We start from the raw sequence: 23,540 nt of genomic DNA on the forward strand, positions 1-23,540 counted from the left end.
GTCCCGCAGGTCGAGTGCGTCCGCGCAGGCAGGCCTGCATCAGCGGCCGGCCCCGAAGCCGGTCTGCAGGCTGGCGTTCTGCCAGAGCGCCAGTGGTGCAGGCTGGCGCGACCAGAACAGATCCCGGCAGGCGCTGCGCCTGATCTTTCCACTGGACGTGAGGGGAATCGTGCCTGGCCGCACCGCCAGGATGGCTCCGGCGGAGAGGCCATGGCCTTGCATGATCGCCATCTGGATCGAGCCGATGAAGGCGTCCAGATCCGGCCGGCGGCCCAGCGCCACCTCCTGCATCACCACCAGGTGCTCCTGACGATCCGATTCCACGCTGAAGGCCGCGCAGTGGCCAGGCCTGATATCGGGATGACAGGTTTCGATACTACGCTCAATGTCCTGAGGGTAGAAATTACGACCGGCAATGATCAGCAGATCTTTCAATCTGCCGGTAATGAAAACCTGGCCATCATGCATGAATCCCAGATCACCCGTGCGCAGGTATGGCCCCTGATTCGTGTCAGCGAGATAGGCATCAAAGGCCTGCTGAGAGTTCCTCTGGTTCCGCCAGTAGCCCTGCGCCACACTGGGGCCGGAAACCCATACTTCCCCGACACGATCAGGCTGACACTGCAGAAGAGTGTCCGGGTCAACGATGAGGACGTGATGGTTGCGAACGACTCTGCCGCAGCCGACCAGCGTGGTGCCTGGCTCCTCGCCCCTCACGGGCACGACGCGATGCTCACGAAGCTGCCTGGTATCAAGATGGAGCAGAGTAGGCTCCGTCTGTTCGATCGTTCCCGAGACCCAGAGTGTGTTCTCGGCCAGGCCATAACAGGGCACGAACGCACTGGACCGGAACCCTGAGACGGCGAAGGCCTCGGCAAACTCCCTGAGGGTGTCGGCATAGACAGGCTCGGCTCCCACCAGGGCAGACTCCCAGCAGGAGAGGTCGAGGTGGAGCCGGTCCTCGGGGGGGATGGATCGGATGCAGCGTTGGTAGGCAAAGTTGGGCCCGCCACTGAAGGTTGCTCTGGTCCGGCTGATCGCCTCGAGCCAGCGCAGCGGACGCTCCAGGAACGAGAGCGGATCCATGAACGTGCAAGGTGTTCCTGAATAGAGTGCATGCAGAAGAAAACCGATCAGGCCCCAGTCATGGAAGGCCGGTAACCAGCACACCAGCCTGTGGCTGTTGCCGGAAACGCGGGCAGAGGCAATCAGACTGATATTGGAGATCAGGTTCTCATGCGACAGGACGACACCTTTGGGCTCACCTGTCGACCCGGAGGTGTACTGAATGAAGGCAATCCTGGTGTTGTTGGTCACGGGAGACCAGCCGGAGCCTGCCACCTCAAGGCTTTCGATCGTCAGCCAGTGAGGTTGATCCACCAGGCCGTCCAGAAGTTCTCTCCGGCGGTTCAACGTGGCCTGAGTCGTGAGCAGATGCCGCGCCCCACTGTCCGTCAGCACACGGCTGAGCCTGGGAAGGCTGCGCCTGTGGTGAGGGGTCACGACAGGCACGGCGATCACTCCGGCATAGAAACAGGCCAGGAGGGCGTGCAGAAAGCTCGTTCCAGCCGGGAACATCAGGACGATCCGTTCGCCTGGAGGCAGAAGCGCCTTCAGGCCTTCACCACTGGAGACGACGCGGGAGTGAAGCTGGGCGTAGGTGATCGTGTCCGCTGCCGCCTCTCCGTGAGAGGGGAGAAAGTCGAACGCCATGGCATCCGGCCGTGACTCAGCCCAGTGCTGCAGGCAGGTCACCAGGGTCGTCGGGGTGGCCTGGCCATGGCTCGAGATCTGGTTCATCGCTTGCCGATCTGACGTTGACGCGATGCGAGATCACCCCGCTGGAACATGGCCTTGGCTTCGGCCCGTCTTGGCTTGCCGCTGGTCGTGATCGGCAGAGCCTGGCGATCAACCAGATGAATCTCGTCGACCTCATAGCCGCAGGCAATCAGATCGGACCTGATCGCAAGCCGTACCTTGTCTCTGGACTGAGCGGAAGACTCCTTGAACTCGACGAGCAGAATCAGGCGTTCGCTGGAGAGATCGGAGTCGTAGATGCCCAATGCGATGGCCCGTCGGACTCCAGCCTGCAGCAGGGCAATCTGTTCAATGGTGTCTGGATAAAGATTCCTGCCATGTTTGATGATGATATCTTTTTCTCTGCCGATGATGTACAGCTGCCCTGAGCTGATATAGGCACGATCCCCCGTATCCAGCCACTCCCCAGCGTGGGCCACAAAGCCCTCCTGGTTGTAAAGACCACTCATCAGGGATGGACTCCTGATCCATACATTCCCGACGGTGCGATCCGGCAGGATCTGTCCGGCCGCATCGCGGATCGTGATCTCCTGGCCCTGGACGGCCGGGCCTGTCGAAACGACGGCAAAGCGGTTGCCCGCTGCAGGGTCTGATCGTCTGGCGATCCCAGCGGACATCAGAACATCCGGATCGATCCAGTCGATCAGCGGCTTCTTCTGATCGTGGGGAATTGTGACGGCCAGGGTTGATTCAGCCAGACCATAGACGGGTTTCAGTGCTTCGGGCCTGGCTGAATGCTGCTGGACCAGGACCTCATTGTAGGCCTCGATCAGCTGATGGGACACCAGTTCAGCTCCCACCACGAATCGAACCAGTGAACTCAGGTCCAGGGACAGATCCCTGCTGCGCTTCAGCAATCGGATGACCGCCAGAAGGGCCGAGGGAGGGGCCACCGAGAGGGTGGACTGGGCTTCGGAAAGGATCCGCATCCAGCGCAGGGGATTTCGCCTGAACTGAGCCGAATCCATCAGATGGCAGGAACCACCGACATAGAGCGGAAGAAGCAGTCCACCGAACAGACCCATGTCGTGATACATAGGAAGCCACGAACAACTTCTTGCCAGGCTCTCAGGCGAGAGTCTATCGGCCATGCTCTGAAGATTACTGGTGATGGCCGACCATTCCAAGGCTATTCCTTTGGCGCTGCCTGTTGAACCTGAGCTGAATTGGATGTAGGCATGCCCATCGAAAACAGCCGGCTCAGAGGCCTGGTCATCGACGCCGCTGAAGACACTCGAAGGAAGAACCAACAGGTCTGGAATCTCAACGCTCAGGTCAGTGACGACAGCACGAGTATTCAGGATCGCCAGGCGCTGACTGCACTGAGATTGAAAATCCTTCTGCAGTGGAGCCATGATCGTCGGTGTGACACCTCCCCAGAACGCCCCCAGGAGTGCTGTGATCAACTCCCTGCCCGTGGGCAGGCTGAGGATGATCCGATCTCCAGTCCTGATGCCACTGTTCTGCAGACGAGCCCAGCCGAGTTGAGCACACCCGAGCAGATCGGCATAGCTGAGGATCGTGTAGGGCTCCTTGGGCTCTCCGATGATCTGGAGGGCTATGTCGGAGGGTTGGTACTCAGCTCGATACCTGATGATGGAGTTGAGATCACCGCTCATGCTCACAACGTTCAGCGTTTCGATGCTGTGATCTGATAGCAGACGGTGCCACCCTCTCGGTACGTGTTGAGTGCGATCATCAGGTAGCGGCGCAGCATCAGATAGGCATCCCGGGAAAGCTCCATCATCGGCTCGGCGTGCCGATCGATGTTCTGCAACCACAGCGACAGGGTCCTGACGTAGTCCATGCTGATGTCCTGCAGAGCCAATGGAATCAACTCGGCAGATTCCAGGAGGCAAAGCATCTCTCCTCCGGTCACCATGTCCATGGTGTTTCCAAACGAACGATCGACTTCCGTAGCACCTCGATCACTCAGATAACGCCCACGCATGGACGCCCGATCATAATGACTTTCCTGGATGAAGATCTTCCCGCCCGGCCTCAGCAGATCATGGCAGCTCCTGAATATGGCTTCCTTTTCAGGCATATGGATAATACTTTCCAGAAACATGATGCTGTCAAATGATGCTGCTGGATAGTCAAGGTCCAGAACATTCTTGACCTCAATCTGAACTCGGCCATCAACCCCATGTTGGGCAGCACGGTTGAGACCGTAAGCTCGCTGGGCAGCACTGAGGTTCACCCCTGTGATATGGCAGCCATAGTGTTCCGCGAAGTAGACAGCCGGCCCACTCCAACCGCAGCCCACATCAAGAATTCTCTGGCCCTCCTTGATGCCTAGTGAGGCAGCTATGCCTTGCATCTTATTGATCTGAGCCTGATCCAGAGTCTCATCGTCGGCACAAAATACCCCTGAGGAGTAGTTGAGATTCGAGTCCAGAAACAGCTCAAACAGTCTCGGATCGTTGTTGTAGTGAACCCCGCTGTCACGGACCGGTGTTGACTCAAGCATTGACTGGTTCCACTGAAACTTGCTTCTGACCAGCACGAATGAATCTAGCCAGCTGAGGCAAGGATTCCAGCTTCGTCCCCGTCATGTCGGAGAGGACAGAGAGGATCCCGTCGCTGAGCCTCTGTTCATCTTCTGGAGAGATCGTCTCAATAATCATTCTTTCGAATTTCTCATGATTGGGGATCAGATCCTTAACAGAATCCGTATCAGGGCCGTTCAGGCGCAGCGTTGTTGGATGTTTATCACCTGTAGGATTGTAGATCATCCATTTTGACATCTGCAGGAAGTCGGTCAATACAGCAGGCTCTCGTTTAACAGCTTCAAGCATGAACAGCTTGTAGCAGTTTGCGTGCCGATACTCATCCTGACTGATGAGATGATAAACCTGCTTGAGGATCGGCTCCCTGAAGACTCCACTCCAGCGTTCGTACCACATCCCCAGCCTCAGTTCACCGCAGAAGTGCATGGCCAGGGTGCTCGTCCATGGCGCCGGCGCCAGCTCGACATCAAGCTGCTTGATGTCGTCTTCGGACGGCTCGGAGCCGAACTGTTTGAGGTACTCACGCAGCACCAGATAGTGCTTCATCTCTTCGTAATACCAAACACTCATGAACTGACAGAAGTCAGGCATGTGCTTGAAATCGCGGAGAAACATCCGCGTGGCGTAAAGAGATGACAGCTCATAGCAGCAGTTGACCCTGACATGCTCGATCTCTGCCTCATTGATGAGAGAGTGATCGATTGCGTCAAAGGCGATACTCTTCAATGTCCACCTGACGGGCTCAAGCTGCTTGAAGATCTTGTCGTAGAGGGCATCGTTCGTCATGGGCAGCATTCCCCCTAAGCGATCACCGCGCTGGGAACCCGGAACTGTTTGAAGTAATGAGTGAGGTCGATCGCCATCTTCGATCTCCACTTCGGCTCCCAGAAGCTGATGTAGAGGTCGGTGGCATATCCTTTTTCTTCAAACATCTCAATGTGCTCCTGAGGCATTGAGAAATTGTTCCAGATGGCTTTGAACTGAGGCCAGATGCAAGCCGTTTCTTCTGGGCTGGCCGTTTTGACGTACTCCTTGAGAGCGATCTGAAAGAAGCTGCAGTGACGCATCTCGTCGTTGGCCATGCGCCGTAGGATATCGGCAAGCCGCGGATCTTCGACAGCTTCGCTTACACTGTTGTAAGCAACATAAGCCGAGTATTCTTGTAAGACATTGTACACCATCTGCTGCACGTGCCGACTGATGTGAGGGCTGACCTGCATCTCATCCAGATACTGCTCGCTGTTGCCTTCATAGCTGCCCTTCTCCAGCCCGATGTATTCATCAGTGGTGATGTCCGCATCCAGCGCCTTGAGGCACTGCCTCAGCACCAGATAGTGCAGGTACTCCTCGCCGCCCCACAGGGTGGCCCATACGGACATCCTGTAGTTGTCTCCGTAGGAACGGTAGTAAGCCTTCACATAGTGCGCAATCCCGTATTCATTCATGCACGTACTGCGCATGAATGAAATCACCTTGTCAGGAACCTTGCTTTTATCCAGAGCCAGTCCTTTCTTGATCTCTTTGAGATCAGGCCAGAGGCTTCTGCCGATCGTAAAGAAGTGCTCCAGAGTCTCGTTGTCTTCCAGCACCATCTGGTCGTTATTGTTCATTTTTGCTCCGTACTGAGTTCCATGATGAGCTTGACAGCATCGCCGAGGGTCTGAAGGTCTGCAGGGTTGACGGTCGAAGGGAAGCGCACCGCAAAGTTCTCCTCGACCACCACAATGAAATCAACAAAACCCAGGGAGTCGATACCCAGGTCTTCTTTGAGACGGGAGTTCTCGGTGATTTCCTCTGTTCCTTCCAGTTGCAGAAGATCCTCAATGATGAGCTTCATTTTATCAAGAACTTGCTCGTCAAGCACGACTGACGAATTGGCCACATTCATATTCGGATCAAAACTCACCACGCAGATTATCACTATCTGCGCCAATTTCTTCTTCTGCCAAGCAGCGCAAAGAATCTTATTGTCATTCGCTCATTTCTGTTGCGAAGCGCTCACCATCCGGCGATCTTCAACGTGATCGTTATATGATGGGCAACTGGACAGCCGGTTAAGTGGCTCAATATCTGGTAGTCCTGACTACACCTGCAGGCGTCGTATCCGCATGGCCCTGCTGATCCGTGTGTTCATCGTTCATGCTCACGAACGGTGCGCTCACGGATTCGTTCGGGAACAGACGCGGACCTGGCCCCATGCGTCATGGCCACCTCTCAGACGCGCCGTTCGTTCCCCTCTGCGCTCCGCAGGCGCCCCAGCAGGCAGCGACAGATCCCGATTCGATCAGTGATCGCGTGGTGTTGACGGACCTCGGAAAACGCCGCTGCGTTCGCCAGGGTTCATCAAACGTCTCAGGCTCGCGCTCCAGTCGACGTTGTTCAGCCGCGAGCGCTGCACCGGACCTGTTCATGGCCTCAGGGCCGCCCGGGATCCACAGCGAGCTTTACAGTCTGTTACAGTTAGCGAAACAATCCGAAACACGCATGACTGACTCCGCTTCCCGCTTCGGGTTCGTCGCCTTCGCCGAAACCTGGAATGGCCGACTCGCCATGCTCGGCTTCGTGATCGGCCTCGGCACCGAGCTGCTCACCGGTCAGGGCATCCTCTCCCAGATCGGACTGGGCTGAACACCATGAGCACCGACTACACCGCAGCCACAGCCGCCGTCATCGCCCTTGTGGTTGTTCTGACCGGCATGGTGACCTACCTGCTCAGTCGTCCCAGCGACCTGGCTCAGTAGACACGATGATCGCCACTCTCACTGTCGTCCTTCTGAGCGCATGGCTGGCCGGAGCCCTGCTTCAACCCGATCTCGCGGACTGACCCCTCAACCCCACTCACCCACATCTGGAGACCCATGACCAACACGCCAGCCGACGGGACGCGCTTCCAGGAGCCCACCGAACGGCAGATCCATCTGGATCAGCTCAAGCACGCCGAGCTCTTCAATGGCCGCGCCGCCATGCTGGGCCTGGTGATCGGGGTGGTGGTCGAGGGCCTCACAGGCTTCGGCATCGCCCACCAGATCGGCCTCGGACCCCTTGTGGACGGGTACGTCGCCTGCCGCACCAAGTTTCTGCCGTTCTGTTTCTGACCTTCCGCGCCCAGGCGCCAGCCACCGCGAACCCCCGGGCCCTGCCTGGGGGTCTTGTTGTGTACACCCACCATCGCGTCCACCTCAGCGCTGCAGCAACCAGCGCAGCAGCGACAGGCCGATGATCAGTCCGACTCCGGTGTTCCACAGCATCGAGGGCCGCTGCGAGAGACTCCGCAGCCAGGGGGGCAGACCATCGCCCCACCGCTCCAGCGCAAGAATCGCCAGCAGCAGCAGGGCCAGGGGGAGTCCGATGGCCAGCACCAGCTCGCCGAGCATCGATTTCGCCTGTCTCTGCTGCAACCGTATCCAGCTGAGCCCGCGGCTTAGCGTGAGTTGGATCGTGAAACCAGCCAACGCCGGTACGGCGCTGCAGATCGGCACCGGATCGGGGTCCACGCCATGCCTCTGCTCACCGCTGCCAGGGTTGGAGTGACGACATGACGCGCCGGCGGGGCTGGTGCCTGGAGGTGAGATGAGCAGCCGGCGAACGGTGGTGGGTGTGATGGGTGCCGGAGAGGGAGCCTCGGCAGCCGCCATGGGTCTGGCCGAGGAGCTGGGAGCGTGCATCAGCGCCCGGGGGTGGGTGCTGCTCACGGGTGGCCGGCCGGCGGGGGTGATGGCGGCCGCCAGCCGCGGCGCGGCTCGGGTGGAGGGGCACCTGGTGTTGGGGGTGTTGCCCGGTGAAGGGACCGACAACGACAGGCAAAACACGGCGGACCTGGATCTGGCCGTCTTCACCGGCATGGGCAAGGCCCGCAACGTGATCAACGTGCTCAGCGCCGATGTGGTGGTGGTCTGCGGGGGCGGTGGCCCCGGCACGGCCTCGGAAGCCGCCCATGCGCTCAACGGTGGCAGGCCGCTGATTCTGCTGGCAGTGCCGGAGCTGTGGCGGGAGTTCTTCTGCTCGCTCGGTGAGGGGGTGGAGAGCGCGAGCGCCGTGCAGGAGTGCTGCCGCCTGATCGAGGCACGACTCAGAGAGGCATGAGAGCCGGCCATCAGCTCAGGTCCCCTGACCCCACAGGAGAGCTGGAGACCCACTCAGCCCCGGCGGTGAGGCGATGGCCCAGGAGTGAGGTTTGCCGTACTGACACCACGGCCAGACGGTTCTATTAATGAATCAGAGGCCACGACCAGGGCAGCGCGAGCCGAGACCCTGCAACCGGCCCAAGGGCGCTCGACACGGGGCGCCCTTTCAATGAGGCCGTGAGGGGATCAAACGGGGTCTCACCGCTCTGATCTCTGATCTGTCAACGGAGAGGGTGTCCGTGCACATCGGACGGGATCGACTGCTGTAGGAAGGCTTGGGACGGTAAGCGGTTCTATCTATACCGTCTTTTATACCGCCATTCACGGTCTGTGATGGATGGACGGAGTTGGAGACTCCAGATCCCTGTCGTTCCGGCACTGGCAGCGGCGGCATGAGCGCTGTGGCACCAGCTTGAGGCGCGGTCCAGCGGGTACAGGAGAGGCTGCTGATGGGAGCAGGTTGGGGCTGATATCTGTTCCGCAGCCAGACTGAGAAGCGACATCGCCGGATCACCCGATGCAGCGAGATCACGCGACAGCAAGGGGCTGAGCAGAACCCGGTCATGGGCCACCGATTGATCGTTTCTGACAACCGTGACGACCCGGGCAACCCGCTGGTGCTCGATGGCGAGGCCATTGACGCAGCGACGCAGGACCCACTGGCGATCGGGAAGCTGATGGTCGATCAGGTCTGGGCAGAGGGGACGGACCCCACCAGCGGGGGCCTGTACTACGAACGCAACAGCAACCAGCACCGGCGGCTGCAGGCCTTTGAGACAGGCAGCGAGGACTTCATGACCGGCGGCTGGGTGCGGGTGCTGGCCACCGCCGAGCAGGTGCGCAAGGAACGTCCCGGTATGGAACGTGCTGCCAAGGCAGGGCTAGTGAGAATCCTTGGCACCCACCGGGGCGTGCTGCTGGTGGAGTTCCTGGACGTTCCCTGGGGCTGAGCAGACACCGCAGGGCTCCGGTCGGCGACGGCCGTCCTTCAGCGTGCCACGGCTGCGCCGTGGCGTGCATCGGCCAGCCGCCGCCCTCCGCTCCGGGGCCGATGTGGGGGTGGTGGGCAGGGCCGCTCTCCCGCGGCTGCGGTGGCCGGGCATTCGCCCGCGTTGATGGGGCTGGAATGAGGCCCCAAGTCTCCTCGCGCGACTGCGCGGCCAGCTGGGCAGTCAGTACTGAATCTGGTGGTCTTGCTTATCAGCTTTCAAGTTCGCCTGCGCATGGCTTTGCTTTGCGCAGATCCGCTGCCCCGTAGTCGTTCTACCTGCTGAGCAGTGCGTTTGTACTGGTAGAATAAGGACTGCGCCAAAGGCCACGAGCCCATCGCCTGCGGCAACGAAATCCTCGGACAACTTGCCCCGTTCGTTTGCTCTGAAGCCAATGAGCTTGTCCTCTGCTGCAGTGGCCCAGGCCGCTGCATTGCCTCTCCCTGGCCTGTTGCCGCCGCCGGTGCTGGCGCCTCGAGCTGTCGTCATCGTCGCTGCCGGTGGCCGTGATCTCGTCTGGCCCCAGGAGCTCATCGCCTCCGCCTTGCTCCAGCGCAGCGGTGGCCGGCCTGTCCATCTGCTGCTCCATGGCGGAGCCCGTGGCGCTGATCGCGCCATCGGCCGCGCTGCCCATCAGCTCGGCTGGCGGGTCCAGTCCCTCGCTGCTGATTGGCGCCGCTATGGCCGCAGTGCCGGCCCCATCCGCAATCGCCTTCTGCTTGAGCAGGCCCTGGTGGAAGCCCAGGCCCTCACCTCCCCAGCATCCAGCGCCTCGGTGCTGGTGATCGCCTTCCCCGGCGGGCCTGGCACGGCCTCGCTGGTTCAGCAGGCCCGCCGCTGCTCCTTCCGTTCGCCGGTGCCGGTGGTGGTGATGGAAGTGCAGCCGCCGTTCTCTCCGGAGCCCCTGGCCGCCTGAGCGGCAATCGCCGCCTCCGTTCTTCTTGTCCCTCATCCCCATTCACCACCCCATGGCCGTTCTCACTGCCCCCGCCGCTCCTCTCTCCCCAGCTCTCCCCCAGGCCGCCGGGCCGGCCTGCACCCTGCATCGTTCCGGTTCCCTCTGGCAGCTGGGCATCGAGGCCCAGGAGCTCACCACCGCCATCAGCCAGCTGGCCCAACAGCTGGAAGCCGACGACGACAACTCCCGTGCCCAGGCCCTCTCTGATCTGGAGGCCGCCCTGCTGGCCGAGGAGGGCAACAAACAGGCCCTCGCCGCCAAGGCCGATGCCACCTGCTGGGTGATCAAGCACCTGCGCGGCCAGGCTGCCTACCGCCAGCAGCAGGCCAAGCGGCTCACCGAGCTGTCGCGCTCCGATGGGAGCCGGGCTGATGCCCTGGAGGAATCGCTGGTGCTGGTGCTCACCCGCCTGCAGCCCTCGGCCACCCGCTTCTTGTTCCCGAATCACGAGCTCAGCAGCCGCAAGTCCCAGGCCGTTGAGATCGAGGACGAGCAGGCCCTGGCTCCCGAGTGGTTGACGGTGAAAACCACCACCCAGCCCGATAAGGCCGCCATCAAGGAAGCCCTCAAGGCCGGCCAGCAGATCCCTGGCGCCCAGCTCCTCTCCCGCCGCTCCTGGCGCATCCACTGAGGGGGCAGTGCCCCCTCGTTATGGGCCTGCTGCAGGGGCGGGCCCAGGTCATCCATTCAGAGCCATCACCAGATCACCAGAACCCATGAATCTCTCCACCTACGGCAGCGCCAGCTCCAGCTCCACCACCACACCCACCAGCCCACGGCCCAGGGGCCACATCTGGTCCACACGGCTGAGCAGCTGGGTGGTGCCGATCACCCGTAAGCCGGGCCGCAGGCCCTCGCCGGATCACTTCCACTGCAGCGAGCCGCCCTGCTGGGTACTGATCGAGCCACTGCCGCCTGAAACCTCCGCCCACTAATTCCGGTCCCCGTTCCCACTAACCCCTCGAAGCCATGACGTGCACCTTCTCCACCGAACAGATCGCCTGCCTCTCCGCCCCCCTCGATCGCGCCAAGGTGCGCCAACGCGAGCAGGGTCGCTCCAAGGTCAGCTACCTGGAGGGGTGGCAGGTGATCGCGGAAGCCAATCGGATCTTCGGGTTCGATGGCTGGCAGCGGGAAACCATCGAGGTCCGCTGCGTGAACCAGTCCGAGCGCCCCATCGGTGCCAGGGGCACGGGCCGTGAGGCCAGGCCTGGCTGGGGTGTCACCTACACCGCCCGGGTCCGCATCACCGTCGGTGAGGGGCCAGGGGCCCAAGTGATCCGTGAGGGCAGCGGTGCCGGCCACGGCATCGACACCGATCTGGGCCAGGCCCATGAATCGGCCCTCAAGGAGGCCGAAACCGATGCCATGAAGCGGGCGCTGATGACCTTCGGGAACCCGTTCGGCCTGGCGCTCTACGACAAATAGCAGCGGCAGGTCACCCACTCGGCAGGGGACAACGGCGCTCCTCCGCCTGCCACTGCCAGCAACGGCGCACGATCGATCCAGCGCAGCCCGTCCCCAGTGACCCCAGCCGCCGCAGCGGAAGCCAGCCACGACCCCAGCCTCATCCCCCTCGACCCGGCGACCACCCGCCAGATCCTCGCCACCCTGCGCGGACTGCCCCGGCCGGTGCTCGAAGGTTTCACCAAGGCCTTCCGCAAGCGGTTTCAGGTGCCGGAGGAGGCCACCTCCATCGCGGATCGGATCCTCCAGAAGCGCCATCACGACTGGATTGAGGCCTACCTGGTTCAGCACCAGCAGGTGGCGGCCTAGCCGTAGGTCTCCCGGCCTCCGGGGGGAGAAAAACCGGCGGGGTGGCGATACTCCAAGGAGAGTGGACACCACCGATGCTGCGGATGCTCCTGGGCGGTGCCGTCCTCTCGCTCGGCTGGCTGACCTGTGGTCTCGTGATGATCGGCCGCGCCGAAGGCTGGAAGGCCTGCGCGTTCAACGACCAGCCGATCGGCTGCCGCGATACCCACTCCCCGGATGGCACGGTGCGCATCGTCTGGCAGGACGGCAAGGCGATGACCTACCGCCTCGAGAAACAGGGCTTCCCGTTCTCCACTCTCCGGGATTCGCTCGGTGGGATCTGGGAGCGGCAGATCTTCGTCCAGGGCAATGCCGTGTTCACCAACAAGGCGAACGGCAATCGGATCTTTGTGCCCTTGCGTCCTGAAGCAAACCGGCCATGAATGACCTCAACGGGTTCCTCCGCTGGAACTCCGGCCACCTGCTGGAGAACCGCACCCGCGGTGCCTATGCCGAGTGGCTTGTGCACCGGGCCCTGGGGCTCGATCCCGGCGAGCACCGCATCGAGTGGGCCGAGGTGGACGTGACCGATGGCGCGATCAGCCTGGAGGTGAAGTCGGCGGCCTATGTGCAGTCCTGGCCGCAGGAGGGGCGAAGCGTGATCAGCTTCCCGATCGAGCAGCGGGTCGCCACCGCCTACGTCTTCTGCCTGTTGGCGGAGCAGGACCCCGAGCTGGTGGATCCGCAGAACCTCAGCCAGTGGCGGTTTTGGGTGGTGCCCACCGCAAGGCTGCATGCCGAACGCAAATCGATCGGCATGCAACCGCTGATTCGGGCCTACGGGGAAGGCATCAGCTACGAAGAGCTGCCGGTCCGCATCGAGGCGCTGCGCCCATCAGCGCTGCGGCCGTCAGAGCAAACGTGCTAGTACAGGTGTACGCATGGGTACAGGGGTATGGGTGTCCGTCTGCGCCGCTCCCTCGCGGAAGATGCCGGGTTCATGGAGTCCTCCATCGAGGAGTGGTCATATCTCGATGCGGAGGTGCTGCGCCACAGCCGTAGTCGCAAGGTCTGCATGACCTGCCACTGGTTTCGCCATCACGCCGGCCCTAACTGCATCCCACTGCTCACCTGCCAGCTGCACCAGGGACTGCTGGCCCACGGGGAGCACCTCACTCACCGCTGTCAGGGTTGGACCGATGACATGACGCGCCAGCGGGGCTGGGCACCGGAGGTGGCATGAGCAACCGGCGAACGGTGGTGGGCGTGATGGGTGCGGGGGAAGGTGCCTCGGCTGCAGCCATGCGTCTGGCCGAGGAGCTGGGGGAATGCATCAGCGCCCGGGGGTGGGTTCTGCTCACCGGTGGCCGGCCGGCGGGGGTGATGGCAGCGGCCAGTCGCGGCGCGGCTCGGGTGGAGGGGCACCTGGTGGTGGGGGTGTTGCCCGGTGAAGGGAACGGTGATGACAGGCAAAAAACGGCGGACCTTGATCTGGCCGTGTTCACCGGCATGGGCAAGGCCCGCAACGTGATCAACGTGCTCAGCGCCGATGTGGTGGTGGTCTGCGGGGGAGGTGGCCCCGGCACGGCCTCGGAAGCCGCCCACGCGCTCAACGGCGGCAGGCCGCTGATCCTGCTGGCGGTGCCGGTGCTGTGGCGGGAGTTTTTCTGCTCGCTCGACAAGGGAGTACAGAACGCAAACGACGTGCAGGAGTGCTGCCGGTTGATCGAGGCCCGCCTCAAGGAGGCATGAGCCGGCCATCACCTCGAGTCCCCCTGACCCCGCAGGAAGGCTGGATCAGCGACGGGCGCCAGGTGCTGCGCTTTCGCCCGACCCGCTGGGAGCGCCAGGTGCAACGGCTTGAGATCACCACCGGCGAGTTGCTTCCCGATCAGGAGATCCCCATGCTGAAATCACGCCGGGAGCTGAGCCGGGCTGAGGCCCTCAAGCTCTGGGAGGAGAAACGCAAGGCGGGCTGGACCCCTTGCAGTCCCCAATGGTGACCGCGACGACCGCCCAGAGCGATCCACCCCCCACCAAGCTGAGCTCTGAACCGATGCCCACCGCCTTGCCGATCATCAGCAGCCGTCAAGCTGGGGTGTGAGATCCGCGAGAAGGACTGGGGATTCAGTTCCCCACAGTGGTGACCAGCAGCGGTTTGCCGTACGGATGCAGGGGGAGAGGACCGATGGCGCGAAAGCCCAAGGCAATCAGGTCGCCAGGCTCGGTGGCAGCTCATGGAGCGCCTGCACCACTTCAGGTTGCAGCATGACCAAGGTCGTCCCCTGTTGATTGTCGGTCGGCACCTCCAGTTGCAGGGGCAGCACGTCGCTGGGCCTGGGATCCAGGGCATGGGCGTCGAACTGGGCCGAGGCCTCGGGGATCACCTCTTCCCCCTGTCGCACCAGTTCCTCACTGCGGTTCGGCAGATTCCAGGCACCGCCCAGGCCATCACTCAGGAGCAGCGGCCTTTGGTGATCCACCACCTGTCCTGGTGAGCGGGCCGTCAGGCGTAGGCGCCAGCCGGCTGGGTAGGCGGGATCAGGCTGCTCAAACAGGGTCATGCCCCAGGAATGACCCGAGGAATCCGTGAGGGTCCAGCGCTGTGGATCGATTGCTGCCTGGGCCTGGAGCGGCAGAACCATCAGGGTCAGGGCAAGCAGAACAGCGGCGAAGACGGGTCGCCAGTTGGGTCGATGCAACCGGTGAGGAGCAGGGCGGCAACCCGCACCAGCACCTTGAGAAGAAATGCTCATAACGCCTATCGCGTCATAGAAGGTTTCAACGCTACTGTTTTATCGGGAAGAGTCGGCGTCCAGCTGGTCGTCCACCACTGTGGGCCGCCCGCGCCTTCACAGCTCTCCCCAGCCCCGTCTTCATTCCTGGCCATGACGACAACCATCCTCAAGCGTTCCTGGGGCAATCCATGGAACAGTTTCAAGGACTGGGTGACCAGCACCGAGAACCGCCTCTACGTGGGCTGGTTCGGTGTGCTGATGATCCCCACCCTGCTCGCCGCCACCTGCTGCTTCCTGATCGCCTTCATCGGCGCTCCACCCGTCGACATCGACGGCATCCGCGAGCCGGTCTCCGGGGGACTTCTCTACGGCAATAACATCATCACCGCCGCGGTGGTCCCCTCCAGCAACGCCATCGGCCTGCACTTCTACCCGATCTGGGCCGCCTCCAGCCTCGACGAATGGCTCTACAACGGCGGCCCCTACCAGCTGATCATCTTTCACTTCCTCATCGGCATCTTCTGCTGGATGGGCCGCGAGTGGGAACTCAGCTACCGCCTCGGCATGCGCCCCTGGATCGCCGTGGCCTATTCCGCACCGGTGGCCGCCGCCACGGCCGTTCTGCTGATCTACTCGATCGGGCAGGGTTCCTTCTCCGACGGCATGCCTCTGGGCATCTCCGGCACCTTCAACTTCATGCTGGTGCTCCAGGCCGAGCACAACGTGCTCATGCACCCCTTTCACATGCTCGGCGTGGCCGGCGTGTTCGGCGGCAGCCTGTTCTCGGCCATGCACGGCTCGCTCGTCACCAGCTCACTGGTGCGGGAGACCACGGAAACCGAGAGCCAGAACCGCGGTTACAAATTCGGCCAGGAGGAGGAGACCTACAACATCGTGGCGGCCCACGGTTACTTCGGCCGGCTGATCTTCCAGTACGCCTCCTTCAACAACAGCCGCAGCCTGCACTTTGTCCTGGCGGCCTGGCCCGTGGTGGGCATCTGGTTCGCGGCCCTGTCCGTGGCCAGCTTCTCGTTCAACCTCAACGGCCTGAATTTCAACCATTCGATCGTGGATCACCAGGGCCGGGTGGTGAACACCTGGGCCGACATCCTCAATCGGGGCGGTCTGGGCATCGAGGCGATGCATGAGCGCAACGTGCACAACTTCCCCCTCGATCTGGCCACGACCGCCAGCACCCCCGTGGTGCTCAGCGCGCCGGCGATCGGTTAGCGGGACTTTGACCCCCGCCCAGTCGATCCCTCTTCGCTCAACGGTCTGAGCATCGAACCGGGGCCTGGAGTGATCCGGGCCCTTGTCGATCTCCAGGATCCCTGCCGATCACCCGTGGGCCTCCTGTCCAGACTTCAGATGATGCCGCCGACGCGGACCAGTTCCCTTGCCCTGGCACCATGCCCTTCGCCCTGAATTTCGTCCATCCAGTGCTCATGTGGGTGCTGCTTGGCCTGATGCTCTACTCGGGCTACCTCGGCTTCAAGGCCAGCCTGATCCGCAAGGTGAGCGCCGAGGAACGCAAGACGATGGTTCCCCTGCGTTTTGGCCAGCGTCACGCCCAGCTCGGTGCGGTGATCCTGGGCCTCACCCTGCCCCCTGCGTCAGGAAAGTTGTCCGCTCGGTCTGACCCATCCACCAGGGGGCCAAACCGACGACCATGAAACCGACCTATGACACCGCTGTGCGGGACCAAGTCCGCCAGCGCATGAGCCCGCCAAACCGGGAGAGCGTGGCCGAGATCGCCCGCTCTACCGGGATCACGACCCAGACCCTCTACAACTGGCGCAGCCAGTGGCAGAAGCAGGGTCAGCTCGTGCCAGCCACCACCAAGCCGCCAGAGCAGTGGAGCGCTCTCGACAAGCTGGCCGCTGTGATCCAGGCGGCCGGCCTGAGTGGCCCTGATCTCGGGGCCTTCTGCCGTGAGCGGGGCCTCTACCCCAAACAGCTTGCCCGCTGGCGGCAGGCCGCCGAGGATGCCAATGGCCCCAGCGCTCCGAGCATGGCTGATCAGCGAGAACTTCAGCGTAAGAATCAGGAGCTGATTCGCCAGAATCGCCGCTTACAACGCGAATTGGAGAAGAAGGAGAAGGCTCTCTCGGAGGCGGCAACACTGCTGATGCTCTCAAAAAAGCTCGATCAGCTGTGGCCACGGGACGAGGAACAATGATCCCGCCAGAGGATAGAAGTCAGCTGATGGAATTGTTCCGAGAAGGTCTCAAAGAAGGGGCTTCTGCCACGGCGATTGCAGATCTGATCGGTATCTGCTCACGCACGTTACGGCGCTGGGGCATTGCGTTCCAGACACATGGATTCAGCCAGGATCGCCGCAAAGGCTCTCCACGGAATGTGGCGCACCGATTCACACCAGAAGAGCGGCAGCGCTTAATTCACATCGTCAACGATCCGCGATTCGCGGACCTCACTCCCGCCCAGATCGTGGCCATCCTTGCCGAGGAGCGAATCTATGTGGGTTCAGAGTCCACGATTTACCGCATCATGCGGCAAGAGGGTCTGCTGAACCACCGTGGCAGAACCCGCCTGCCGCGTGAGCCCAGGGAGGTTCCGGTGTTGGAAGCAACGGGCATCCATCAAGTACTGGCCTGGGATATCACCCTCCTCCCCGGCCCCGTGAAGGGGCAGTTCTATTACCTCTACATGGTGATGGATGTATGGAGCCGGCGCATCCTCGGCGCAGAGGTGCATGAGCATGAATGTAGCGAGTTGGCCAGCGCATTCTTTGATCGTGTCTGCCGCGATGAAGGGATCAGCAAGGAGACTGCTGCGGTCCTGCACTCGGACAATGGCGCCCCCATGCGCTCATTCACTCTGGCGGCCAAGATGGCGGAGCTGGGGGTGTCGCTTTCGTTCTCGAGGCCACGCGTCAGCAATGACAACGCCTATGCCGAGTCGTGGTTCCGCACGATGAAATACCACCAGAGTTATCCGCTCAGGCGATTCCGGGATCTGCTTTCGGTGAAAGCCTGGGTGGATGGCTTTGTCGAGTGGTACAACGCTGAGCACCGGCACAGCGGCATCAAGTACGTGACGCCCAATCAGCGCCATTACGGCCAGGCTGACGCGATCTGCGCCATCCGCCAACAGACCTATGAGGAAGCTCGGCAGAGGCATCCTCAGCGCTGGAGCCGGCCACCCCGCAACTGGTTACAGCCACAGGTTGTGAGCATCAACCATCCGCGACCGCAGAAACCTGTGGCTGCTTGACCCTCAACAATCCAGGCCCCCGTGGCTGTCCGATGGCGCCCCTCCAAGGGCGCGATCGGCAACAGCCGCGATCAGGGGCCGGACGCCCCAACCCCGACCGAAGACAGCCATCGATGACAACAACACCCCGGCCGTGCGGCCCCTGAACCTCAACTCGCAGTACAGTCCATCTCGGTGCTCAGCTCAGCACCCCGAGCGGACAACTTCCCTGATAGGTCCCGCTGCTGGGAGCTGCCGGGGGGATGGCTGCCACCTTCCTCAAGAACGGCAAGCTGATCATCGGCCCCCACCTGTTCGTGGGGCTGACCGTTGTCGTGCTGGTGATCGCGACGGCCTCCCTGGGCCCTTCCCTCCAGAAGGGCAAGGACTGGGCTCGGGGCCTGCACGTAGCCATCAATGGGGGGGTGCTGCTGCTGTTCGGCTGGCAGGCCATCAGCGGCATCGCCATCGTCCAGAAGCTGCTGAGTTCAGCGGCAGCACCAACGTCCCTTGGCACCTGATCCGATGACCTCCACCACTCTTCTCCAGCGGCTGGCACGGCGGGCCCTCTCCACCCTGCTGCTGATGCTTGTCGGCGTTGGGCTGTTGACAGCCCTGCCGAGCACCACCCTGGCTGCCGAGGCCACGCCACCGGTCGACTCGGCAGCCCTCGCCAAGGCCGTGGTGGCGATGGAGCAGCTCGATCAGATGCGCATCTCCCTGGCCTCCACGCTCGAGGGCCGCACCGAGGAGCCCACCATCGAAACAATGAAGGAGGTGTGCAAACCGGTGGGCATGCGGGCCATCGCCATCGGTAAGGAGAACGGCTGGCAGGTGCGTCAGGTGGCCGGCAAGTACCGCAACCCCGACCACGCCCCCGCCAACCCTCAGGAGAGTCAGGTGATCGATCTGTTCACCAGACATCCTGAGATCAACGGGCTCTGGGAACCGGCCATGGCAGAACAAGGTACCGGCCTGAACTACTACCGCCGCATCAACGTGCAGCCGAGTTGCCTGGCCTGCCACGGCACCAAGGCCAGTCGGCCGGCATTCATCAAGGACAACTACCCCGACGACAAGGCCTTCGACTTCAAGGTGGGTGACCTGCGCGGCATGTATGCCGTGCACCTGCCGGAGGTTCAGGCGGCTCTCGCCGCCGCCGCGGGCTGAGCCACGCCAGCCCAAGGATTTCTCTGCTTTATGTGTATCTCGTCATAGGCCGAACTGGAAGTCCAGGGTCATGGCCCTCATTCCCTCACGACCGTCCAGCAGCGAGGCCCCCAACCTGGGCCGTCGTCAGTTCATGAACCTGCTCACCTTCGGTGCCGTCACCGGGGTGGCGCTCGGCGCCCTCTATCCGGTGGTGCGCTACTTCATCCCTCCACGGGAGGCTGGCTTATCGGGTGGTGCCCTTGCCCTGGATGAACTCGGCAATCCGATCGCGGCCAACGGCTGGCTGGCCAGCCACCCGGAAGGCGACCGCAGCCTGGTGCAGGGCCTCAAGGGCGATCCCACCTGTCTGATCGTCGAAGGGCAGGGTGCCATCGGTGCCATCGGCATCCATGCCATCTGCACCCATCTGGGTTGCGTGGTCCCCTGGAACAGCGGCGAGAACAAGTTCATCTGCCCCTGCCACGGCAGCCAGTACGACCCTGAGGGGGCTGTGGTCCGCGGTCCCGCCCCGCTCCCCCGGGCCATGGCCCATGTGGCGGTGGCTGGCGAACGGGTGCAGCTCAACCCCTGGAGCGAAATCGATCCCCGCGCCGGGGGGAAGCCGTGGTGGAGCTGAGCTTGGTGTGAGGGATCTGGCTCCAGCTGGTCAGGACGGCTCTACGGAGGGACAGATCGAGGTCCGGTTGAAATTGGCGAAGTCGAAGCTTTGGCCCTCGCCATCCTGCTCCTCCATCATGTCCACGAAGCGCTCACCGAAGAGCACCTGGGCAATTGGGTAGTTGTGATGGGCGTGGATCGGCCGCTCCAGAGTTTCGTCAATGCCACTGAACGAAATCACGATGTCGGCTTGGCTTGCGGTCAGCTCCTGGGGAGTAAGTCTATGCAAGGGGCTGTGCTGATCGATCGCATGCATCACTGTCCAGGTGAGCAGGAAGAGAGGCGCACAATCGCGGTTCAACGTCATCGGGTGCAGACGTCGCATCCGGTGACCTTCCGAAGTGCGCTCATCGATGGCGAGATAGGTCCGAATCTTGGCATCGAGAATGGTCTTGCGCCGTTCATTGGCCACACGGAACATCAAGGTGGGCAGTCCGTTATAGGCATGTACGGTAGCCACATCCGAGAACAGGATCCGCGCTGTGGACCTCGAGAAACGGCTGAAGGTCGATCCTGTGATCAGGGCAATTAAAATCAACCCCACCAATGACTCGATGGTGACAATCAGATTCGTGAAGAGACTGCTGGGATAGAGCGCTCCATAGCCGATCGCCCCCAGGGTGTGCACGCTGAAGAAGAATGCTTCCAGGAAACTTGTTGCAGGGCCAGCCACGCCCGAGATCCCATGGGGATCCAGCCAATAAAGGGCGGCGAACACCAGGTGGAGAAGCACGTATCCCACGGCGATCAACGCAAAGAAGACCGGCCACGGAACGGCCAGCATCAGGTGATTGGGATAGCGCCACTGGCGCATCCAGTCGGCTGGATTCACCGACGAGAAGATGCCGCCATGCTTCTGGAGCCGCACCGGAGGCACTCGGTCGCCCTCAGCTGAAGCCTGTTGCCATGGCGCCATCGAACGCACCGTCATCACGCCAACAGACTTTATCCTCCTATGCGCTTGCAAGCATGTATTTATGTATGGGATGCCACCGTTTCACCAGGGCCTGACTAGACAGAGGAAGGCTCAGAGGTGATCGATGGCCGCATACGGCACCATGGGCCACCGCCACCATCAGGTGTTGATCGTGGGCGGTGGCTCTGGCGGCGTCACCGTGGCCAGCCAGCTCCTGCGGACCCGCCCCGGCCTCGATGTGGCGATCCTGGAACCCTCCTGCGTTCACGAGTACCAGTCGGGCTGGATCCTGGCCGGCGCCGGTCTGCTCCCCTACGAAGCAACCCACCGCCCTGAGGCCGCTGTGATCCCGGCGGGTGCCGTCTGGATCCAGGGCAGCGCGGCAACCTTCGAGCCGGAGGCCCACCGGGTGATCACCGCAGCCGGTGAATCCCTCGGCTACGACGTGCTCGTGGTGGCCATGGGCCTCCAGCTCAACTGGAGCGCCATCAAGGGCCTGCCGGAGGGCCTCGGCCACCACGGCATCGTCAGCAACTATTCCCACGCCCACATCGCCGCCACCTGGGAGACGATCCGCGGCTTCCAGGGGGGAACCGCCCTGTTCACCCATCCGGCCACGCCGATCAAGTGCGGCGGCGCCCCCCAGAAGGTGATGTACCTGGCCGACGACGTGTTCAAGGCCACCAGCGGCGTGGGGGTGAACACCCGGGTGATCTTCTGCACCGCCATGGCGCAGCTGTATCCGGTCAAGGCCTACAACGCCACTGTCGAGCGCGTCGTGGCGCGGCGGGGGATCGAAACTCGTCTGCTGCACAACCTGATCGAGGTGCGCGCCGAGGAGCAGGTGGCGGTGTTCGAGGTCAGGGTGGAAGGCCGTGAACCTTCCCTTGAGGAGATTCACTTCGACCTTCTTCATGTGGTGCCACCGATGGCTGCTCCGGACGTGGTGGCCCGTAGCCCCCTGGCGATCGAGGGTCCGGGCGGCTGGGTGGAGGTGAACAAACTCACCTGCCAGCACAAGCGATTTGCCGATGTGTTCGCTCTCGGAGATGTGAGCTCTCTCCCCACCTCGAAAAGCCTGGCCGCCATCCGTGGTCAGGCGCCGGTGCTGGTGGCCAACCTGCTGGCTCAGGTCGATGGACGCCCGCTTGCGGCCTACTACGACGGCTACACCGCCTGCCCGTTGATCACCAGCTTCCACAGCGTGGTGATGGCGGAGTTCGACTATGACCTCCAGCCCGTCAGCTCCTTCCTGGTGGATCCCACCCAGGAGCGCTGGAGCATGTTTCTGGTGGAAACGCGGGTGTTCCCGTGGGTGTACTGGCACCGGGTGCTCAAGGGCCGTCTGCACGAGAGCCGCTTCCTGAAGCCGCTGGCGCCGTTGGTGCGTGCGTTGGGGCTGGCGTTCAAGCAGCCGTGATCACACCGCCTGCAGTTGGCTGAGCTGCTGCTCCAACCGCTGCTTGAGCCGACGTTGCACCAGGTTGCAGAGGTCCTCCACCAGGGGGTCGGCCACCGCGTAGATCAGCCGCGTGCCATCCCGCACACAACTCACCAGGCCAGCCCTCTGGAGCTGCCCCAGCTGGCGGCTGATGTGGGACTGGCTGAATCCGGTGGCCTCGATCAGGGAGGCCACATCCATGGCGCCGCCGTGCTTGAGCTGACAGAGCAACTGCAGGCGGGCCGGCTCGCTCAGCAGGCGGAAGAAGGCGCTGAGTTCATCGAGGAGCTGGGGACTGGGCAGTGACGGGGGCGGGGTCCGGCGCATGGACGGGCTTATGTCGATACACGCATTATGCACGAAGCGCGCATGGCGGGGGCCTGAGGAGCGCCGCGGCCCGGACGACCGAAATCGCCTTAACGCCCATAATGCGGCTACACTCATACAAGTTCGTGATCGATCACCCATGGCCGTCGCTCCCGCGCTCGCCCTGTCCCTCTCTGCCGCCGCCGGCGGTGGTTCCCTGCTCTTCCGCCAGCTGTTCGACGGCGACACCGGCACCTTCACCTACCTGCTGGCCGACGTGCCCAGCCGCAAGGGGGTGATCATCGACACGGTCTACGAGCAGCATGGCCGCGACCTCTCCCTGATTCGCGAGCTGGGCATCGAGTTGGTGGCGTCAATCGACACCCATGCCCATGCCGACCATGTGACAGGGAGCTGGCTGATGCACGAGGCCACTGGCTGTGCCATCGGCCTGGCCGCCGCCGCCCGTGCCGAGAACGTCACCCTGCCGCTGCGACACGGCGATCGAGTGGCCTTCGGCGGTCGCTCCCTGGAGGTGCGCGCCACCCCAGGCCACACCGACGGCTGCATCAGCTTCGTGCTCGATGACCAGTCGATGGCCTTCACCGGCGATGCGCTACTGGTTCGCGGCTGCGGCCGCTGCGACTTCCAGCAGGGCAATGCCCACACCCTCTGGACCTCGATCAACGAGCAGATCCTCTCGCTGCCCGAGCGCTGCCTGCTCTATCCCGGCCACGACTACACCGGCCGCGCCGTCACCTCGGTGGCCGAAGAGAAGGCCTTCAACGCCCGGTGTGGCTAGTACGCAAGGGGCAGCACTAGGCATCCCTAGGCAGCCAGCTCAGCCAGCACAGCCGATCGGCAGGGGCCGCGGCGATCAGCACTAGGCACAACTAGGCAAAACACCAGGCATCCCTAGGCAGCTGCACTAGGCATCTC

At 62.7% G+C, this 23,540-nt stretch carries 32 protein-coding genes and 1 pseudogene; 23 read left to right on the top strand and 10 right to left on the bottom strand.

The features are described from left to right. Positions 1 to 39 precede the first annotated feature (39 nt). Genes I1E95_RS04050 through I1E95_RS04075 form a run of 6 tightly spaced genes read right to left on the bottom strand, consistent with a single transcriptional unit; the run spans position 40 to position 6,237 of the window. Positions 40 to 1,800 carry a fatty acyl-AMP ligase gene (locus I1E95_RS04050; protein ID WP_197165674.1) on the bottom strand — a complete coding sequence of 587 codons (1,761 nt, stop codon included), beginning with the start codon at positions 1,798 to 1,800 and terminating at the stop codon, positions 40 to 42. Continuing rightward, on the bottom strand, positions 1,797 to 3,437 hold the full coding sequence (locus I1E95_RS04055; RefSeq protein WP_197165676.1) for an AMP-binding protein: 1,641 nt from the start codon (positions 3,435 to 3,437) through the stop codon (positions 1,797 to 1,799). The genes I1E95_RS04050 and I1E95_RS04055 overlap by 4 nt, the downstream gene beginning before the upstream one ends. An 11-nt stretch (positions 3,438 to 3,448) precedes the next feature. Then, positions 3,449 to 4,327 (bottom strand): cyclopropane-fatty-acyl-phospholipid synthase family protein, encoded by an 879-nt coding sequence (locus I1E95_RS04060; protein WP_231594848.1) that lies wholly within the window; start codon positions 4,325 to 4,327, stop codon positions 3,449 to 3,451. Next, positions 4,284 to 5,117, bottom strand: coding sequence for a ferritin-like domain-containing protein (locus I1E95_RS04065; RefSeq protein ID WP_197165686.1), 834 nt, complete (start codon positions 5,115 to 5,117; stop codon positions 4,284 to 4,286). Before I1E95_RS04065 ends, I1E95_RS04060 begins: the two co-directional genes overlap by 44 nt. A gap of 14 nt (positions 5,118 to 5,131) precedes the next feature. Next, entirely contained in the window at positions 5,132 to 5,941 is an 810-nt protein-coding gene (locus I1E95_RS04070) for a ferritin-like domain-containing protein (protein ID WP_197165688.1), read from the bottom strand. Next, positions 5,938 to 6,237: an acyl carrier protein gene (locus I1E95_RS04075; RefSeq protein WP_197165689.1), complete on the bottom strand. Its 300-nt coding sequence runs from the start codon at positions 6,235 to 6,237 to the stop codon at positions 5,938 to 5,940. The genes I1E95_RS04070 and I1E95_RS04075 overlap by 4 nt, the downstream gene beginning before the upstream one ends. Positions 6,238 to 6,815: 578 nt before the next feature. On the opposite strand from I1E95_RS04075, the gene I1E95_RS04080 reads away from it, so the two are divergent. Together I1E95_RS04080 and I1E95_RS04085 are read left to right on the top strand one after the other, a co-directional pair. Continuing rightward, the gene (locus I1E95_RS04080) at positions 6,816 to 6,959 is read left to right on the top strand and encodes a chlorophyll a/b-binding protein (RefSeq protein WP_006171031.1); all 144 of its coding nucleotides are present in this window, start codon (positions 6,816 to 6,818) and stop codon (positions 6,957 to 6,959) included. 230 nt (positions 6,960 to 7,189) lie between these two features. Further along, entirely contained in the window at positions 7,190 to 7,426 is a 237-nt protein-coding gene (locus I1E95_RS04085) for a chlorophyll a/b-binding protein (RefSeq protein ID WP_197165691.1), read from the top strand. An 84-nt stretch (positions 7,427 to 7,510) separates the two neighbouring features. Here the strand turns inward: I1E95_RS04085 and I1E95_RS04090 are convergent, their stop codons facing one another. Then, on the bottom strand, positions 7,511 to 7,705 hold the full coding sequence (locus I1E95_RS04090; RefSeq protein WP_197165693.1) for a hypothetical protein: 195 nt from the start codon (positions 7,703 to 7,705) through the stop codon (positions 7,511 to 7,513). Positions 7,706 to 7,901: 196 nt separating this feature from the next. Between I1E95_RS04090 and I1E95_RS04095 the strand changes: the two genes are divergently transcribed. The 12 genes from I1E95_RS04095 (at position 7,902) to I1E95_RS04145 (ending at position 14,160) form a co-directional block, all read left to right on the top strand. Beyond that, positions 7,902 to 8,414 (top strand): cytochrome, encoded by a 513-nt coding sequence (locus I1E95_RS04095; protein WP_197165695.1) that lies wholly within the window; start codon positions 7,902 to 7,904, stop codon positions 8,412 to 8,414. A 604-nt stretch (positions 8,415 to 9,018) separates the two neighbouring features. After that, on the top strand, positions 9,019 to 9,405 hold the full coding sequence (locus I1E95_RS04100; RefSeq protein ID WP_197165697.1) for a hypothetical protein: 387 nt from the start codon (positions 9,019 to 9,021) through the stop codon (positions 9,403 to 9,405). A gap of 433 nt (positions 9,406 to 9,838) precedes the next feature. After that, positions 9,839 to 10,360 (top strand): SLOG family protein, encoded by a 522-nt coding sequence (locus tag I1E95_RS04105; protein WP_197165706.1) that lies wholly within the window; start codon positions 9,839 to 9,841, stop codon positions 10,358 to 10,360. Between the two features lie 52 nt (positions 10,361 to 10,412). Next, on the top strand, positions 10,413 to 11,033 hold the full coding sequence (locus I1E95_RS04110) for a siphovirus Gp157 family protein (RefSeq protein WP_197165708.1): 621 nt from the start codon (positions 10,413 to 10,415) through the stop codon (positions 11,031 to 11,033). A gap of 85 nt (positions 11,034 to 11,118) precedes the next feature. Then, complete coding sequence (locus I1E95_RS04115; protein ID WP_197165709.1) at positions 11,119 to 11,337, top strand: hypothetical protein; 219 nt, start codon at positions 11,119 to 11,121, stop codon at positions 11,335 to 11,337. 34 nt (positions 11,338 to 11,371) lie between these two features. Further along, complete coding sequence (locus I1E95_RS16770) at positions 11,372 to 11,830, top strand: RAD52 family DNA repair protein (protein WP_231594850.1); 459 nt, start codon at positions 11,372 to 11,374, stop codon at positions 11,828 to 11,830. Positions 11,831 to 11,926: 96 nt separating this feature from the next. Further along, the gene (locus I1E95_RS16775; RefSeq protein WP_231594851.1) at positions 11,927 to 12,178 is read left to right on the top strand and encodes a hypothetical protein; all 252 of its coding nucleotides are present in this window, start codon (positions 11,927 to 11,929) and stop codon (positions 12,176 to 12,178) included. An 83-nt stretch (positions 12,179 to 12,261) separates the two neighbouring features. Then, complete coding sequence (locus I1E95_RS04125; protein WP_197165710.1) at positions 12,262 to 12,600, top strand: hypothetical protein; 339 nt, start codon at positions 12,262 to 12,264, stop codon at positions 12,598 to 12,600. Beyond that, positions 12,597 to 13,085, top strand: coding sequence for a hypothetical protein (locus I1E95_RS04130; protein ID WP_197165711.1), 489 nt, complete (start codon positions 12,597 to 12,599; stop codon positions 13,083 to 13,085). Before I1E95_RS04125 ends, I1E95_RS04130 begins: the two co-directional genes overlap by 4 nt. A 72-nt stretch (positions 13,086 to 13,157) precedes the next feature. Then, positions 13,158 to 13,400: a galactose oxidase gene (locus I1E95_RS04135; protein WP_231594852.1), complete on the top strand. Its 243-nt coding sequence runs from the start codon at positions 13,158 to 13,160 to the stop codon at positions 13,398 to 13,400. Beyond that, positions 13,397 to 13,909 carry a cytochrome gene (locus tag I1E95_RS04140; protein WP_197165713.1) on the top strand — a complete coding sequence of 171 codons (513 nt, stop codon included), beginning with the start codon at positions 13,397 to 13,399 and terminating at the stop codon, positions 13,907 to 13,909. The genes I1E95_RS04135 and I1E95_RS04140 overlap by 4 nt, the downstream gene beginning before the upstream one ends. Next, positions 13,906 to 14,160 (top strand): DUF1651 domain-containing protein, encoded by a 255-nt coding sequence (locus I1E95_RS04145; RefSeq protein WP_197165714.1) that lies wholly within the window; start codon positions 13,906 to 13,908, stop codon positions 14,158 to 14,160. Before I1E95_RS04140 ends, I1E95_RS04145 begins: the two co-directional genes overlap by 4 nt. Before the next feature lie 207 nt (positions 14,161 to 14,367). On the opposite strand, the gene I1E95_RS04150 is transcribed toward I1E95_RS04145, so the two are convergent. Next, positions 14,368 to 14,859, bottom strand: coding sequence for a DUF3122 domain-containing protein (locus tag I1E95_RS04150; protein WP_231594853.1), 492 nt, complete (start codon positions 14,857 to 14,859; stop codon positions 14,368 to 14,370). Positions 14,860 to 15,045: 186 nt separating this feature from the next. On the opposite strand from I1E95_RS04150, the gene psbA reads away from it, so the two are divergent. The 7 genes from psbA (at position 15,046) to petC (ending at position 19,897) form a co-directional block, all read left to right on the top strand. Continuing rightward, positions 15,046 to 16,125 carry a photosystem II q(b) protein gene (psbA, locus tag I1E95_RS04155; RefSeq protein WP_197165716.1) on the top strand — a complete coding sequence of 360 codons (1,080 nt, stop codon included), beginning with the start codon at positions 15,046 to 15,048 and terminating at the stop codon, positions 16,123 to 16,125. Positions 16,126 to 16,304: 179 nt separating this feature from the next. After that, positions 16,305 to 16,568: a DUF4079 family protein gene (locus tag I1E95_RS04160; RefSeq protein ID WP_197165718.1), complete on the top strand. Its 264-nt coding sequence runs from the start codon at positions 16,305 to 16,307 to the stop codon at positions 16,566 to 16,568. Further along, positions 16,565 to 17,074, top strand: a complete 510-nt coding sequence (locus tag I1E95_RS16780; protein ID WP_231594670.1) for a transposase — start codon at positions 16,565 to 16,567, stop codon at positions 17,072 to 17,074. The genes I1E95_RS04160 and I1E95_RS16780 overlap by 4 nt, the downstream gene beginning before the upstream one ends. Beyond that, positions 17,071 to 18,129 (top strand): IS3 family transposase, encoded by a 1,059-nt coding sequence (locus tag I1E95_RS04165; RefSeq protein WP_231594669.1) that lies wholly within the window; start codon positions 17,071 to 17,073, stop codon positions 18,127 to 18,129. Before I1E95_RS16780 ends, I1E95_RS04165 begins: the two co-directional genes overlap by 4 nt. Before the next feature lie 242 nt (positions 18,130 to 18,371). Continuing rightward, on the top strand, positions 18,372 to 18,629 hold the full coding sequence (locus I1E95_RS04170) for a DUF4079 domain-containing protein (RefSeq protein WP_197165720.1): 258 nt from the start codon (positions 18,372 to 18,374) through the stop codon (positions 18,627 to 18,629). 4 nt (positions 18,630 to 18,633) lie between these two features. Continuing rightward, positions 18,634 to 19,278 carry a DUF3365 domain-containing protein gene (locus I1E95_RS04175; RefSeq protein ID WP_197165722.1) on the top strand — a complete coding sequence of 215 codons (645 nt, stop codon included), beginning with the start codon at positions 18,634 to 18,636 and terminating at the stop codon, positions 19,276 to 19,278. Positions 19,279 to 19,348: 70 nt separating this feature from the next. Beyond that, complete coding sequence (gene petC / locus I1E95_RS04180) at positions 19,349 to 19,897, top strand: cytochrome b6-f complex iron-sulfur subunit (protein ID WP_197165723.1); 549 nt, start codon at positions 19,349 to 19,351, stop codon at positions 19,895 to 19,897. A 30-nt stretch (positions 19,898 to 19,927) separates the two neighbouring features. Here petC and I1E95_RS04185 read toward each other — a convergent pair whose 3' ends face one another. Then, positions 19,928 to 20,869: an ion channel gene (locus I1E95_RS04185; RefSeq protein ID WP_231594854.1), complete on the bottom strand. Its 942-nt coding sequence runs from the start codon at positions 20,867 to 20,869 to the stop codon at positions 19,928 to 19,930. Between the two features lie 109 nt (positions 20,870 to 20,978). On the opposite strand from I1E95_RS04185, the gene I1E95_RS04190 reads away from it, so the two are divergent. Continuing rightward, positions 20,979 to 22,274: an FAD/NAD(P)-binding oxidoreductase gene (locus I1E95_RS04190; RefSeq protein WP_231594855.1), complete on the top strand. Its 1,296-nt coding sequence runs from the start codon at positions 20,979 to 20,981 to the stop codon at positions 22,272 to 22,274. On the opposite strand, the gene I1E95_RS04195 is transcribed toward I1E95_RS04190, so the two are convergent. Continuing rightward, complete coding sequence (locus tag I1E95_RS04195) at positions 22,275 to 22,622, bottom strand: helix-turn-helix transcriptional regulator (protein WP_197165724.1); 348 nt, start codon at positions 22,620 to 22,622, stop codon at positions 22,275 to 22,277. Between the two features lie 139 nt (positions 22,623 to 22,761). Between I1E95_RS04195 and I1E95_RS04200 the strand changes: the two are divergent. Further along, positions 22,762 to 23,400, top strand: a pseudogene (locus tag I1E95_RS04200) (MBL fold metallo-hydrolase); the annotation flags it as partial. Positions 23,401 to 23,540 lie beyond the last annotated feature (140 nt).

The sequence above is a fragment of the Synechococcus sp. CBW1107 genome (assembly GCF_015841355.1).
GTDB lineage: Bacteria > Cyanobacteriota > Cyanobacteriia > PCC-6307 > Cyanobiaceae > Regnicoccus_A.